General features: G+C 64.3%; 13 protein-coding genes. 4 read left to right on the plus strand and 9 right to left on the minus strand.

Annotation, left to right across the window (positions count from 1 at the left end; translation table 11 throughout):
- Positions 1-667: 667 nt before the first annotated feature.
- The 7 genes from FGL95_RS28770 to FGL95_RS28800 form a co-directional block, all read right to left on the minus strand.
- Positions 668-1705: an AraC family transcriptional regulator ligand-binding domain-containing protein gene (locus FGL95_RS28770; RefSeq protein WP_169593883.1), complete on the minus strand. Its 1038-nt coding sequence runs from the start codon at positions 1703-1705 to the stop codon at positions 668-670.
- Positions 1702-2733, minus strand: coding sequence for an AraC family transcriptional regulator (locus tag FGL95_RS28775; protein ID WP_338080075.1), 1032 nt, complete (start codon positions 2731-2733; stop codon positions 1702-1704). Before FGL95_RS28775 ends, FGL95_RS28770 begins: the two co-directional genes overlap by 4 nt.
- Before the next feature lie 18 nt (positions 2734-2751).
- Complete coding sequence (locus tag FGL95_RS28780) at positions 2752-4365, minus strand: succinic semialdehyde dehydrogenase (RefSeq protein WP_169593885.1); 1614 nt, start codon at positions 4363-4365, stop codon at positions 2752-2754.
- A gap of 79 nt (positions 4366-4444) precedes the next feature.
- A complete protein-coding gene (locus FGL95_RS33205; RefSeq protein ID WP_169594133.1) occupies positions 4445-4669 on the minus strand; it encodes an adenylate/guanylate cyclase domain-containing protein in 225 nt (74 codons plus the stop codon).
- A 57-nt stretch (positions 4670-4726) separates the two neighbouring features.
- Positions 4727-5185, minus strand: a complete 459-nt coding sequence (locus FGL95_RS28790; RefSeq protein ID WP_169593887.1) for a hypothetical protein — start codon at positions 5183-5185, stop codon at positions 4727-4729.
- A gap of 211 nt (positions 5186-5396) precedes the next feature.
- Complete coding sequence (locus FGL95_RS28795; protein ID WP_169593889.1) at positions 5397-6641, minus strand: NADH:flavin oxidoreductase/NADH oxidase family protein; 1245 nt, start codon at positions 6639-6641, stop codon at positions 5397-5399.
- A gap of 126 nt (positions 6642-6767) precedes the next feature.
- On the minus strand, positions 6768-7772 hold the full coding sequence (locus tag FGL95_RS28800; protein ID WP_338080076.1) for an alpha/beta hydrolase: 1005 nt from the start codon (positions 7770-7772) through the stop codon (positions 6768-6770).
- Positions 7773-7968: 196 nt separating this feature from the next.
- Here FGL95_RS28800 and FGL95_RS28805 point away from each other — a divergent pair, with 196 nt between their 5' ends.
- Complete coding sequence (locus FGL95_RS28805; RefSeq protein ID WP_169593893.1) at positions 7969-8613, plus strand: TetR/AcrR family transcriptional regulator; 645 nt, start codon at positions 7969-7971, stop codon at positions 8611-8613.
- Here FGL95_RS28805 and FGL95_RS28810 read toward each other — a convergent pair.
- Together FGL95_RS28810 and FGL95_RS28815 are read right to left on the minus strand one after the other, a co-directional pair.
- Positions 8537-8947, minus strand: a complete 411-nt coding sequence (locus tag FGL95_RS28810; RefSeq protein ID WP_169593895.1) for a nitroreductase/quinone reductase family protein — start codon at positions 8945-8947, stop codon at positions 8537-8539. The genes FGL95_RS28805 and FGL95_RS28810 overlap by 77 nt on opposite strands.
- Positions 8948-9025: 78 nt before the next feature.
- The gene (locus tag FGL95_RS28815) at positions 9026-9979 is read right to left on the minus strand and encodes an alpha/beta hydrolase (protein WP_169593897.1); all 954 of its coding nucleotides are present in this window, start codon (positions 9977-9979) and stop codon (positions 9026-9028) included.
- A 182-nt stretch (positions 9980-10161) separates the two neighbouring features.
- On the opposite strand from FGL95_RS28815, the gene FGL95_RS28820 reads away from it, so the two are divergent.
- Genes FGL95_RS28820 through FGL95_RS28830 form a run of 3 tightly spaced genes read left to right on the plus strand, consistent with a single transcriptional unit; the run spans position 10162 to position 13504 of the window.
- On the plus strand, positions 10162-11067 hold the full coding sequence (locus FGL95_RS28820) for an acetoacetate decarboxylase family protein (RefSeq protein ID WP_169593900.1): 906 nt from the start codon (positions 10162-10164) through the stop codon (positions 11065-11067).
- Complete coding sequence (locus FGL95_RS28825) at positions 11064-12275, plus strand: saccharopine dehydrogenase family protein (RefSeq protein WP_169593902.1); 1212 nt, start codon at positions 11064-11066, stop codon at positions 12273-12275. The genes FGL95_RS28820 and FGL95_RS28825 overlap by 4 nt, the downstream gene beginning before the upstream one ends.
- On the plus strand, positions 12272-13504 hold the full coding sequence (locus FGL95_RS28830) for an MFS transporter (protein WP_169593904.1): 1233 nt from the start codon (positions 12272-12274) through the stop codon (positions 13502-13504). Before FGL95_RS28825 ends, FGL95_RS28830 begins: the two co-directional genes overlap by 4 nt.

Consider the following 13504-nt stretch of genomic DNA (forward strand, 5'->3'; position numbering starts at 1 on the left):
GCTGTTCCGAATTACCCGACCCTCATCGCGTGCTGTCACGCCGGTCGATCCCGGAGTTCCGATGTCCATGGATCCGGAGAACTCGTGTCCGTCGACCCGGAGTTCCAACTGACCGTTGACACACGTTAAGCACCTCGGCGGGCACACCCAGACGCGCCTGCGTCCCACGTCCGAGAAGGTCACCGATCAAGTGTCAGCCTGTTACCGATGCTGCTCTTCGCCCCGGATTCCAGCGCCCGCCGCTAATCGAGGACGAGGCCGTCCGAATGTATCGCAGAATCTGCAGTGTCTCCGCTTTGATCAGCAGTTTGATCGGCGGCGCCGACACCTTCGCAGCCCAAAGACAAGACATCTCGAGCAACCGTGTTCCGTTATTCACCGACAACAGCTGTCCTGAAACACCGGTTCTGGACACGAGTTTCGGCACATGCTCGGCCGCTGGTCACCTGTGTGTGAATCGCGGCGATAAGTGGCACTGATTACGCGGCGGTAAGTGGCACCTGCCTCACGTAGCCGCCCAGCGACTACCACGGCACTAACCGACGAGGACTGCGCCTGAATGAGCCTGGAGCAGAGAAGTACCGCTTCGCTGCTTGTTCGGTTTCCGCATATTGCCTGCCTGCTGGCTTGCGTCATTGGTGGGCGTTCTGCGCCGCCTATTGCAGGTTCAGATTATTCGGTGTGTCGACGTCCTGCGGGCCAGGTACGAGCGGGGGCCTTGTCCGTTCCAGCGGCGGAACGCGTGTGAGAAGTTGCTGACGTCGGTGTATCCGAGTCGGTTCGACACCTGCTCTACCGACATTCCACTGTTGAGCAGTTCCATCGCGAGGTGCTGGCGCACTTCGTCGAGAAGCCGCCGAAGCGAGGTGCCCTCGGACGCCAGTTGCCGTCGAAGGGTTCGGGTGCTGGTGGACAGATGTTCGGCGATCTGGTCGAGTGTCGGTGGCTGTGCGGGATTCGACAACACCAGGTCGCGTACCTGACCGGCTCTTCCGGTTCGGGCTTCGCGTTTGTCCAGCAAGATTCGACACTGCTGCTCGGCAAGCCGGGCCGAATGGGCACTCGCTTGTGGCAGTTTGACGTCCAACTGCTCGGGCGCGAACGAGATCACGGTTTCTGCGGCGTCGAACTCAGGGACTGCGCCGAACATCTCTTCGTAGAGCGTCACGGCGGGTCCCGGTGGCGAATGCGTGAAGGTCAGCCGAGTGGGTTGTGGTGCGGCGCCGAAGATCTCACGATGCAGGACGGGGATCGCCGCCGCGTCACGCTCGAGCACGAACCTGCGCACGGCGGTGGGGACCGAACGTGCGTCGACGACCAGCGTCAGTTCGTCGTGATGATCACGCAGTTCGAATGTGCAGAACGTGTAGGTCAAGCGCATGAATCTCAGCCCGACGTACATCGCCTCACGTAGTGTCTGGCTGCTGATCAGCGCGAAACCCCACACTCCATAGGCAGTCAACGGGTAGTTCTCAGCCAGTTCGAGCCCAAGACCGGGTCGATCTCCGATCGCGGCAACGATGTTCGAAATCGCCTTGAGCTCTTGTTGCCCGCTGACCTCGGCGTCGGGGTTGCGGATCCCGGCGAGTGTGGTGCGAGTACCGGCGAGACTCACTTTCGGTGTCACGCCGAACTGTGCGGCCCACTCGACCATGACCGATAGGCTCGCCGCTGACCGTGGCGACTGCAGAATCGTTGCTGTCACGGTGATTTCGTGTTCTGTCGGTACTCGCGCGGGCCGACTCCCTTCCACCGTCGGAACGCTTGGGTGAAGCTCGACACCTGGGAGTATCCGAGACGATCGGCGACTTGGGCCACCGCGAGACCGTCGGTGACTAGCAATTCCTCGGCGAGTGCTTCGCGTACTTCTTCTTGCAGCGTTCGCAGCGAAACACCTTCCATTGCCAGGTACCGCCGCAGGGTGCGGGTACTGAGGGTGAGCTGCCGCGCCGCCTCGTCCAGCGACACCACCGGCGTCGGACTGGCGAACATGAGGTCGCGGAGCAGTCCCGCTACTCCCGCGCGCGCTGATCGTTGCCGAAGCAGTTCCCATGCCTGACGCTCCGCCATCGACTTTGTGTGTTCGTTCGCCTTCGGTAGCGGGACGTCGAGCCAATCTCCGACGACGGTCAGGCTGTTCTCGGCGGCGCCGAACAGGGGCATCGTGCCGAAGATGTCTTTGTACTTCCGTTCGAGTTTCTCGGTGGGCGGCGCAGTCGTGTAGGTGGCGTCGAGGGGGACATCGGAGGATGCGAGCAGGTCGCATTGCAACGTGCGAATTCCGGTCATGTCGCGGTCGAGGGCGAATCTTCGCACGGCGAGCGGGAGATCGCTGGGGTCCAGGACTATGCGCAGCGAGCCGTCCCCCGGGTCTGGGACGAGGCTGAGTCGGCACAGGCAGAAGCTCAGCGCGGCCAGTGGAAGCCCGATTGAAATCGCCTCCCGGAGCGTTTTCGCGCTCATGAGCGCGAGACCCCAGATGCCGGGGGAGGTCGAATGGCACCGCAGACCCGCCTCGATGCCCAGGTCGGGGCTGTCGCCGAGCGTGTCGAGCATGTTGGTGATGATCTTGAGTTCGTCGCGAAAGCTGATTTCACGGTCGAGATCATCGAGATCTGCTCTCGTCAGCTTCGTTCCGGCCAGCACGGCGCTCAGCGGCATTCCGTGTTCGACTGCCATGTCGACGAGCAGTGCCGAGCTGGCCGGCGAGCGGAGAACTTCGTGCAGACTCACTCGAATACCCTTCGGTTGCTAGCGCATCCCGGTAATTTTCGCGACTTTGAGCGCCTGGGTTGTCGCTTTGGCGAACAGCCGCCACGAAATCGACGGTGGCGGGTTGAGATTGTGCAAGCGCTGGTAGGCGACCGTCTGTGCTTCGGTGTACTTGAGGATGCCCTCGGCTCCGTGTCGACGGCCGACGCCGGAGTCGCCCATACCGCCCATCGGGGAGTCGACACTGCCCCACGCGGCGACGAACGCTTCGTTCACGTTGACGGTTCCGGCGTGGATCTGCGCGGCAATCTTTTGACCACGTGCCGAATTGCGTGTCCACACACTGGCATTGAGACCGTAGACGGTGTCGTTGGCCAGTCGTACCGCCGTCTCGTCCGACGAGAACGGATAGATCGACACCACCGGTCCGAACGTCTCCGACCGGTACAGCGTCATGTCCGGGGTGACATCCTCGAGAATGGTCGGCTCGTAGAACAGCGGGCCGAGGTCGGGCCGCGGACGGCCGCCGGCGAGAACCGTGGCGCCCTTCGACACCGCATCGTCGACATGCGCGAGCACCGTGTCGAGTTGGCTGGAGTTCGTCAGGGACCCCATATCTTTGTCGAAGTCGTAGCTGGCACCCAGTCGCATGCGCCGTGTTCGCTCCACGAACCGTGGCACGAAGTCGTCGTAGATGTCTTCGTGCACGTACATACGCTCGATCGACACGCACAGCTGGCCCGCGGATGGGAAGCTCGCGGCGATCGCGCCCTCGACCGCCCGGTCGATATCGGCGTCGTCGAGAACGACCATCGCGTTCTTGCCGCCGAGCTCGAGGGAGGCGCCGATGAGGCGTTCACCGGCCGCGCTCGCGATCTGACGACCGCTTGCCGTCGAGCCGGTGAACATCATGTAGTTCGCGTTGTTCATCAGCGATGTCCCGATCGAGCTGCCACGCCCGATGACGATCTGCCAGACGTGGTCAGGCAATCCGGCTTCGCGCATGAGTGCCAGTGCCCACAGCGCCGTCAACGCGGTCTGGGTGTCGGGCTTCTGGACGACGGCGTTGCCGGCCATGAGAGCCGCGATCGTGTCGCTGGCGGCCATGCTCAGGGGGTAGTTCCACGGTGAGATGACCGCGACGACACCTTTTGGGTGCCTGAGCTCGGTCGTCGACGTCATCCCCGGGATCACTCCTCGGCGCCTTTTGGGCGCGAGCAGCGAGTGTGCCGTGCGTGCGTAGTAGCGCGACGTGACGGCGATGTCGGTGACCTCCATGAAGGCATCGCGACGGGTTTTACCGCTTTCGGCCTGCATGAGGTCCAACACTTCGTCCTGGCGCTTGAGGACCAGATCGTGAAAGCGCAGCATGATCCTCCTACGCGCCTTGAACGAGGTCTTCGCCCATTCACGCTGCGCCTGGTGGGCGGTCACGAACGCGTCGGCGACGTCGTCCGGTGTCGAGACAGGAAGCGCGGCCAAGGTCTCCAGGGTGTAGGGCGCGCGGGTGGTCACCCGAGGCGCATCCGGCTTGGCGGAGACGAGTCCCGCAAGTCGGTTCACGACATCCGGGGTGAGCGAAGGTGGAAGGTCGGCGCTGCGATCGAACGCGGCACGAGGGGTGGCCGGTGTCGCAAGTTCGTGTGTGGTCATGACGTCCACGGTAGAAACTCCTGCGACCGCTTCACAGGTGACGACTGGCCAATCAGTTGTGTTCAGTGGCCATCATGAGTCAGCCTGGCATGTCTGAGTCGACGCGTCTCAGCCGCCACGATCTGAGCCGGTCGTATCCACCTACGTCTTGCGGCGGCTGCTCGTCGAGCTGGAAACGGGGATTGTCGCCCAGTGCTGCGGCGGTGTTCTCGTCGACTCGCACGTCACCGGCGCGACCGAGAGACGTGAGTCGACTCGCGATGTTGACGGTCGGACCGAAGACGTCGCCGAGTCGTCGCAGGATGGGACCTGACGCGACGCCGGCATGAAGTGGTGGTTAGGACTGCGTCGCCGATGAGTTTCACCACGCGCCGCCGTGCGCGCCTACGGCGTCGGTCGAGAAGAGTGCGGTGAATCCGGAGATGTCGGCGAATCCGACGGTTGCGCCGTCGGCGGAGTCCGGGTGCCGGCCCACTTGCATGGCTTTGCGCGCGACGAACGCCGCCAGCTGCCGTCGCCACACGTAGGTGTGCAGGTCTTCGATGAACGGCAGTGTCTCGTTGCCGAGTTGATCGACTGCCGCGTCGAAACTCCCGGACTGCTTGAGCGCCCCCGTGTACATCAGCTCGCCTTCGCTGTCGGCGAGCTGGGCGAATAGTTGGCCGATCAACCGTGACAGCGACACGACCTCGTCGAAGGTGGCGATGCCGAGCGCGATGCTCTCTTCACTCGCTGGGCGGCGACGAGGTCGTATTCCGTCAGCGAGACCTGGTTGTCGTACCCCTCCTCGTCGACGCTCGCGAACCCCATCGATTGCCACAGGCGCCGCCCGACTTCTCGATCGATGTCCGCTCGCTCGGCCAAGTCGCGTGGACTCAGCGTGCGTGGCCCGCCGAGAAGGGTGACTTCGACCGACTCGGCAAATGCTTGCGGATCGAACCCTTCGTCCGGCATTCAGTCCTCGCTCTCGTTCAGGTACAGGTTTACCTGGTGCACGAGAGATTCAATCGAGGAACGGGGCCCGGCAACCGCTAACGGACAGCCTTTCGGAGGCGCAGCCAGGTCGTGTATCGACGCAAAGCCCGACGTTGCAGGACCGTCTCTTTCGCGAGGGCGATCTTCGGGTGGATCCCCGGTTGTGGGGCGCGTCCGCGTCCCAGCCGCCGGAGTTGCTGGCGGACACGTGCCATGCTCGCTGCCGAGGCAACGGCCTTGTCATCGATGTTGATCGGCTTGAGCTGCACCTGTGCCTCATCGCTGTGTCGCCATTTGTTCGGCAGATCGGGGTCGACAGCGAGCGCGGTGCCCATTCCCACGAGGTCGATTCCGCTCGCGAGCACCTCTTCGGCGACGGGGCGGCGCGCGATGCCTCCGGTCAGCATCAGCGGAAGTGAGCTGCTCTGTGCGAGTTGTGTGGCGAGCTCCAAGAAATAGGCCTCCCGGGCGATCGTTCGATCGTCGGCGGCGCGACCCGACATCGCGGGGCTTTCGTAGCTTCCGCCCGACAGTTCGACGACGTCGACCCCGAGCGGCTCGAGCATCTGGATGACGTTGCGCGCGTCGTCGGCGTCGAATCCGCCGCGTTGGAAATCGGCCGAGTTCAATTTCACCGCCACCGCGAACTGCGCCCCGACGGCCGCGCGCACTGCAGACACGATGCTTACCAGCAGGCGTGCGCGATTCTCGAGAGTGCCGCCCCAGGCGTCGGTGCGCTTGTTCACCAGAGGGGAGAGGAATTGCGACAGCAGATATCCGTGTGCGGCGTGAATCTCGACGCCGTCGAAGCCGACCTCCTGAGCACGCCGCGCGGTGTCGGCGAATCGCGCGATCGTCGCGGTGATCTGTTCGGCGGTCATCTCGATCGGCTGCGCGATCCGCTTGCTCTGCTTGCCGATGTCGACTCGGATCGCCGACGGTGCCCATGCGACGCCGGGCATGTCGGCCCGGACTTGCCGACCCGGATGGTTGATCTGCATCCAGATCTTCGCGCCACCGGCATGGGCGGCGTCTGCCCATTGCCGGAACGGTTCGAGTGGCGAGTCCGCGTCGAGCACGATCCCGCCCGGTCCGGTCAGGGCTTCGGCGTGCACCATCACGTTCCCGGTGATGATCAGCCCGACGCCGCCGTTGCTCCAGCGCTGGTACAGGCGCCTGAACTGAGCGTCCGGCAGTTGGCCCGTCGCGGCCATGTTTTCCTCCATGGCCGCCTTGACCAGCCGGTTCGGCAGGACTTGCCCGTTCGGAAGGGTGAACGGGCGGGACACGGTGGACGACATGAGCTTTCCTTCGGTCGGAATGTATGCACTGATTACATGAAGGTAGAGCGCAATGTGAGCGCCGTCAACATGCGGTGGTGCAGGCCACATGTCGATAGCCTCACGAACGCGGTAAATCGCCGACCGTCAACCAGCGAGATGTTCGTCGAGGAAACGCCACGTGGTGGTCGGCGCTTTCGGTCCGGCCAGCACGCCGACGTGACCGCCCGGCGCGGTTTCGAACCGCAGCCTGGGGGCGCCGGTGAGCACGGTGGTGATGGCGTGTGCAACCGGGACAGGTGCAATGACATCGGCGAGCCCCGCCACTGCCAATACCGGAACCCGGATCTCACCGAGATCGATTCTCCGATCGCCGAGCACGACGTGCCCGTTGGCGAGCTCGTTGCCGAGCATCAACTGATGCCACATCTGGTGGAACAACCGACCGGGATATGCGGGCATTGCAGCCATGAAACCGTCGACCGACTTCATCTGCTCGAGCTTGACCGTCTCGTTTGCATGTTGCAGGACGAACCATGGTTTGGTCAGCTCCCGTTCGAGAGCGGTCAGCTTGAAGCTGTTGCGGACCAGCCAAGGCGGCACTCCGCCCATGACCCGATTCACGGTTCCGATCACTCGTCCACCTGTGACGGTCGCGGCCCGTCGGAGTGGGGAGATCGCGGGAAGCTTGGAGTAGTCGATCGGGGTACCGATCGTGGCGATGGACGCGACCGGCAGCCCGGGGTGTGCGGCGACGGTCAGCAGCGACAAAGTGCCGCCCAGCGACCATCCCACGATGTGAACGCTCTGCGCGGCCTCCGCGGACGCCGCGCTAACCGCGCGTGGCACGATTCGGTCGATCCACTCTTCGAACCCCATGCCGCGGTCGGCGTAAGAGATGTCGCCGTAGTCGGCCAGATAGACCGCGTGTCCCTGGTCGACCAGGTGTGCGACCAGACTCTGCGTAGGTCGCAGGTCGTATGTCGCGGCAGGTGCTGCGGGCGGCGGGACGAGCAGAACCGGTGGCTTGCTGGTGGGGCGGCGACCGTAGCGCGTGAGGGTGAGCTTGTGCTCGGAGACGATCGTCGTGCCAGGCATAGACGTGCCGGGCGGGATCGGCTCCGCGGAGAGAACGGACAGGGTTGTGCGCACTCTCGAAAGCTGCTGTGACAGTGACGGCATTTCGCGACTCCCGCTCGATGTGTGCTGCTGGTCGTACCGACGTTATGGCAGTTCGGTCAGCGCCCACAGGTGCGGACTGGCCAATGAGTTGTGATATCCGGCCATCGGCGACGACGGTCGTGCTAGGTTTGTTAGCAGTGATTACATCGGGGAAAGGGAGAGACCGTTGCCAGCATCGGCGAACTCCTATCACCACGGCGATCTCCCGGGCGCGCTGGTTCGTGCCGCTGTCGAACTGCTCGAGAACGCCGATGTGAGCGAGCTGTCACTGCGCGCTGCTGCCCGGCGTGCTGGGGTATCGCCGGCCGCGCCCTACCGCCATTTCGCCGATCGCGAGTCGTTGTTGTCGGCCGTAGCGGCGGTGGGCTACCGGGAACTGGCCGACACCCTGTCCGCGGCGCATCCCGAGCCGGCCACAGTGGACGACCTCGCCGACATCGCAGTCGCCTACGTCCGTTTCGCATTGACTCGAACGGGGTTGTTCCGGGCGATGTTCGCCGAGCCGTGCGATCCCGGCAACCCGCAACGAACCGCTGCGGCACAGGCGATTCGTCAGTACGTCAGTTCCAGCGTCGAGCGGGTGTTCGGCGGCGCGGACCGCGAAGCACTGTCGGCAGGGGTATGGGCCTTCGTACACGGTCTCGCGTTCTTGCATCTCGATGGCAAGTTCGACGCGACGTCGGCAGAGGCCGTCGACGACCGGGTTCGTGCTGCTGTGCACGCTCTACTCGGGGTCAGGTCCGCCGTCGCAGTGCAACGACCGGAATCGTTCGCTCTGTCTTCGCCTGATACTGCGCAAATATCGGGCTGACTTCGACGAACTTCGCCCACGCGAGGTCACGCTCGGAGTCGGTGACTTGTTCGGCGCGAACAGCAACCGTCCCATCGTCGGGGGTTTCGATCGTCACCTCGGGGTGGGCGAGCAGATTGTGGAACCACGCGGGATGCTCGGGCGCACCGGCCTTCGTCGCGACGATCATCCACGTGTCCGGATCCTGCCGCAGGGCGAACAGCGGAGTGATGCGCTCGATTCCGGTGCTTCTCCCACAGTGGTGTAGCAGAACCAGATGCCGCCCGAATCCACCCGTGGTGACCGTTCCGTCGTTCTCGCGGAACTCCGCGATGATGATGTCGTTCCTGTTCATCCCACTCCTCTCGCGTCCCGTCACCGCGGCCACGCGGTCCTCGCCCCGCGATGAAAGCGAGGACCGCCAGCCGAGAAACTAGTGCAGCGCCGCGTGCAGCGTCTCCTGCGCCAGCTTGATCGCCGCGCTCGCGCCGTGGGTCGACCGCAACGCGTTGAGCATCATGAAATCGTGGATGACGCCACCGAACCGAACCTGGGTCACCGGCACGCCCGCCGCACGGAGTTTGGCGGCATAGGCTTCGCCTTCATCACGCAACACGTCCGCCTCCGCCGTGATCACGAGTGCCGGCGGCAGACCCGCGAGCTGGTCGACCGACGCGCGCAGCGGTGACGCGTAGATCTCTTCACGCTGGGCATCGTTGTCGGTGTACTGATCCCAGAACCACTTCATGCCGTCGCGGGCGAGGAAGTAGTGCTCGGCGAACTGGTGATACGAGCCGGTGTCGAAGTTCGCGTTGGTGACCGGGTAGAGGAGCACTTGCTGGGTGATCGTGACGTCGCCGCGGTCCTTGGCCATCAATGCCAGGACGGCGGTCATGTTGCCGCCGACCGAGTCGCCGACCGCCGCGAAACGGGTGGCGTCGAGCCCCTTCTCGGAACCGTGCGCGACAACCCACTGCGCTGCGGCGTAGTTCTGTTCGATCGCGGTCGGGTACTTCGCCTCGGGAGACAGGTCGTACTCCGGAAACACCACGGCTGCGTGCGCACCGACGGCGAGTTCACGGACGAGGCGGTCGTGGGTGTGCGCGTTGCCGAACACCCAGCCGGCACCGTGGATGTAGAAGACGACGGGAAGTGTTCCCGTGGCGCCGGCTGGCCGGACGATGCGGACCTTCACCGAGCCGGTCGGGCCGCCCTCGACCGTGATCCATTCCTCGTCGATGTTCGGCTTCTCGATGTCGCTCGACTGGACCTCGTCGACTGTTGTGCGACCTTCGGCGGGCGGTAGTTGGAACAGGAACGGCGGGTTGTCTGTAGCCTTTGCAAATTCTGCTGCCTCGGGCTCGAGAACTGGCGTGATTTCGGTCATGTATTCCTCCTTGTGGTGGCGGCCACATCCGATTCGACCAGCGATTCCACTGGCGCGCAGCAATGTGGCCGAATACCACAACTCATTGGCCATTCATCACCTGTGGGCCATCGAGCGACTTCCCTAATTTTGGTGTGGTCGGCCGAGCGTCCGCTCGGCTTCGAACGGGCGAGAGGTCCACCATGAACAGCACACAAGATTTGGTCGAAGTCGATTTCGGCGGCACCACCGTCGATGTTCCCAGGGGCGGTTACTACGACCGCTACCGTTCGAACCCGAACCTCGACGAGATCGCCCAAGATCCGGCGGCGGGCAACATCGATTGGTTCCGCCGGATTCCGAAGGTTCTCGTCGATTCTCGGGTCGGACCGATCTGGGCACCGAACTTCTACTACCGCGCAGGCATCGTTCAAGTCCTGATGCTCGCACCGCTCGACCGGGTCCGGGCCGCGCTTCCGGAGCCGCTGGAGCCGCTGAGCCCGATTCCCGGTCAAGCACTCGTTGCGTTGACGTTCTTCTCGTACTCGGTGTGCGACAACGATCCATACGACGAGGTGTCGGTCGCCGTCGTCGTTCGCCGGCCGGGCGCACGGGGGCCGCACGCGCTGGAACTGGCCGAGTCGATGCGTCGTCGCAGCTACTACGCACACGTGCTCGCGTTGCCGGTCAACACCGAGATCGCCCGGGCTCGTGGCGTGAACGGCTATCAGCTTCCGAAGTGGAAGACCGACATCAGCCTCGCGATCGACGACACGGTGACCGCACAGCTCGACGGACCCACCGGTCCCGATGTGACCCTGCAAACGCCGACCCCTGGCTTGCAGAAAGTGCCGTCGCAGTCGCGGTTCAGCACGAACACGATGCTGCACCTCGTCGACGGCCAATGGCACCAGACCTCGGTGCAGACCAACGTGCTGGAATTCGCCTCGCAGACCCTGCCCGGTGAGCTGACGATCACCCGCCACGGTGGCCCGGTGAGCCAGCTCCTCGACGGGCTGGGTGCCTCGAAGGTTCTTCGCCTCGACGTCACCAAGGATGCGCAGCTGGTCCTGAACCTGCCGCGGCCGCTGACTGCGTTCGACAAATGAGCGAGTCCGAGTTCGATCTGGTCGTATTCGGCGCCACGAGCTTCGTGGGGAAGCTGTTGACCGCGTACCTTGCCGAACGAGACGAACCAGTCCGATGGGCGATCGCCGGGCGATCGCTGACCAAGCTCGAGCAGGTCCGGAGCTCGCTGGGTGCGGCGGGAGAGTCGCTGCCGATCATCGTGGCCGACGCCGCGAACGAGCAGGACCTGCGCGCATTGTGTGCCCGGACCCGGGTCGTCGTCTCGACCGTCGGCCCCTATGCGCTCTACGGCGAGCCACTGGTCAAGGTCTGCGCGGAAACCGGTACGGACTACTGCGACCTCACCGGCGAGACCCAGTGGATTCGCAAGATGGTCGACAAGTACGAGGCTGCAGCGCAGCAATCGGGGGCGCGCATCGTCCATTGCTGTGGCTTCGACTCGGTGCCATCCGACCTCGGGGTCTCCTTCCTTCAGAAGCACGCGTTTGCGCAGTGGGGTGCACCGGCAACGAATGTGACAATGCGGGTAAAGACCCTCAAAGGCGGCGCATCGGGCGGCACCATCGCCAGTCTGATCAATGTGGTCAAAGAGGCAGCCTCGGACCCCCAGCTGCGCAAGGCATTGGTCAATCCTTACTACCTGACCCCCACGGGGCACGGATTCACCGCTCGCCAGCATGCCGTGACGGGACCGGAGTTCGATGCCGATTTCGATGAGTGGATCGCTCCGTTCGTCATGGCGGCGATCAACGAGCGGGTCGTGCATCGCTCGAATGCTCTGTCGCACAACACTTACGGAGACGCATTCACCTACAACGAAGCGATGCTCGTCGGACCGGGTATCAAGGGCCGCATGACCGCGACGGGCATCGTCGCAGGTCTCGGTGGCTTCATGATCGCGGCGGTCGTCGCACCGTTGCGCACCCTCCTCGAACGATACGTCCTGCCCAAGCCCGGCGAAGGCCCGACTCCACACGCGCAAGCCTCCGGTCGCTACGACGTCCGATTCGTGGGCCACAACCGGGATCGGACGATACGGGCGAAGGTCACCGGCGTCGGCGACCCCGGTTACGGGTCGAGCAGCAAGATCCTCGGTCAAGCGGCGCTGAGTCTTGCGCTGAACGAGACCGATCGCGACGGGGGCTTCTGGACCCCGGCCACGATCTTCGACGAGCGCTTCGCCGATCGGTTGACGTCGCACGCCGGCGTGAGATTCGAACTGGTGTGAAGCGGTCAGTGCCGGCGTTACCGCTGCTCGCGGCGGAATTGTTCGGCTTCTTCATCGCAGCGGCCGCACCCTCACCTCTGCTCGTACCGTTCGGGCGGCAATTCGGTTTCGGGGCGGCGATGCTCACGATCATCTTCGCGATCTACGCGATCGCGTTGCTCGGCGCCTTACTGACCGCGGGTGGACTGTCCGACCACGTGGGCCGCAAGCCGATCATCGTCGGTGCCCTGCTGCTCGAGACCGTGAGCATGCTGGTCTTTCTCGCCGCGAGCGCAACGGTGTGGCTCCTGCTCGCTCGCGCGATCCAAGGGTTTGCGACCGGTATCGCGGTCGGAGCACTGAACGCGGCCATCGTCGAGGCGGCGAGGTCGCGTGCCGGCGGCCTGATCAACGGCTTCGCACCGCTGTCTGGCCTCGCCGTCGGCGGTCTCCTCAGCGGGTGGCTCATTCAGCAGGTTGCCGATCCCGCGGAACTCATCTTCTCGGCGCTGGCCGCGTTCTTCGCAATCGCCGCCGGGCTGACCGTGCTCATCCCGGAAACCAGCACAATGCGACCCGGCGCCTGGCCGTCGCTCAAGCCGCGACTGTCGATACCGGCCGCGGCACGCAGGACGTTCCTCGCGCTTACACCTGGGCTGATCGCGCTGTGGGCCCTCGGTGGCCTCTATCTCTCACTGATCCCGCCGGCGATGGGCAGCGTGTACGGCGTGCACGCGGCGCTGGCCGGCGGGTTGGCAATCGGCATGCTCAACGCCACGGGCGCGATCGCTCCGCTGGTACTGGCCCGATTGCAGCCGCAGACGGTCACGGTCATCGGCAGTGCGGCCATCGCCCTGGGATCACTGCTGATCGCGGCATCCGTCGTGACAACGTCGATCGTGCTCTTCTTCGTTGGAACGTTCGTCGCCGGAATCGGATTCGGGTCGGCCTTCTCGGCAAGCCCACGGCAATTGGCGGCATTCGTCACCGCGTCGACACGCGCCCAGATGTTCGCCTCGATCTACGTCGTCAGCTACGCGGCGTTCAGCATTCCGGCGGTCCTTGCCGGGACCTTCGTGCAACCTTTCGGACTGACATCCACGCTGTTGGTCTTCGCTCTGTCGTTGGTTGTAGTGGCACTCCTCGGGACGGCGACCTCATTGGCCGAGAGGCGGGCCGCACGCACGAAGATGCCCGATCTGGGTGTAGGACTTCGCGATTCAGCACACAATTCCATTACCGCAAAATAA

This window comes from Antrihabitans stalactiti (genome assembly GCF_012932915.1).
GTDB lineage: Bacteria > Actinomycetota > Actinomycetes > Mycobacteriales > Mycobacteriaceae > Antrihabitans > Antrihabitans stalactiti.

Coding starts and splice junctions, on each gene's coding strand:
- FGL95_RS28795 (WP_169593889.1), bottom strand. CDS start 6,641: ATGTCGTCCACCGTGTCCCGCCCGTTCACCCTTCCGAACGGGCAAGTC.
- FGL95_RS28780 (WP_169593885.1), bottom strand. CDS start 4,365: ATGACCACACACGAACTTGCGACACCGGCCACCCCTCGTGCCGCGTTC.
- FGL95_RS28810 (WP_169593895.1), bottom strand. CDS start 8,947: ATGAACAGGAACGACATCATCATCGCGGAGTTCCGCGAGAACGACGGA.
- FGL95_RS28825 (WP_169593902.1), top strand. CDS start 11,064: ATGAGCGAGTCCGAGTTCGATCTGGTCGTATTCGGCGCCACGAGCTTC.
- FGL95_RS28815 (WP_169593897.1), bottom strand. CDS start 9,979: ATGACCGAAATCACGCCAGTTCTCGAGCCCGAGGCAGCAGAATTTGCA.
- FGL95_RS28820 (WP_169593900.1), top strand. CDS start 10,162: ATGAACAGCACACAAGATTTGGTCGAAGTCGATTTCGGCGGCACCACC.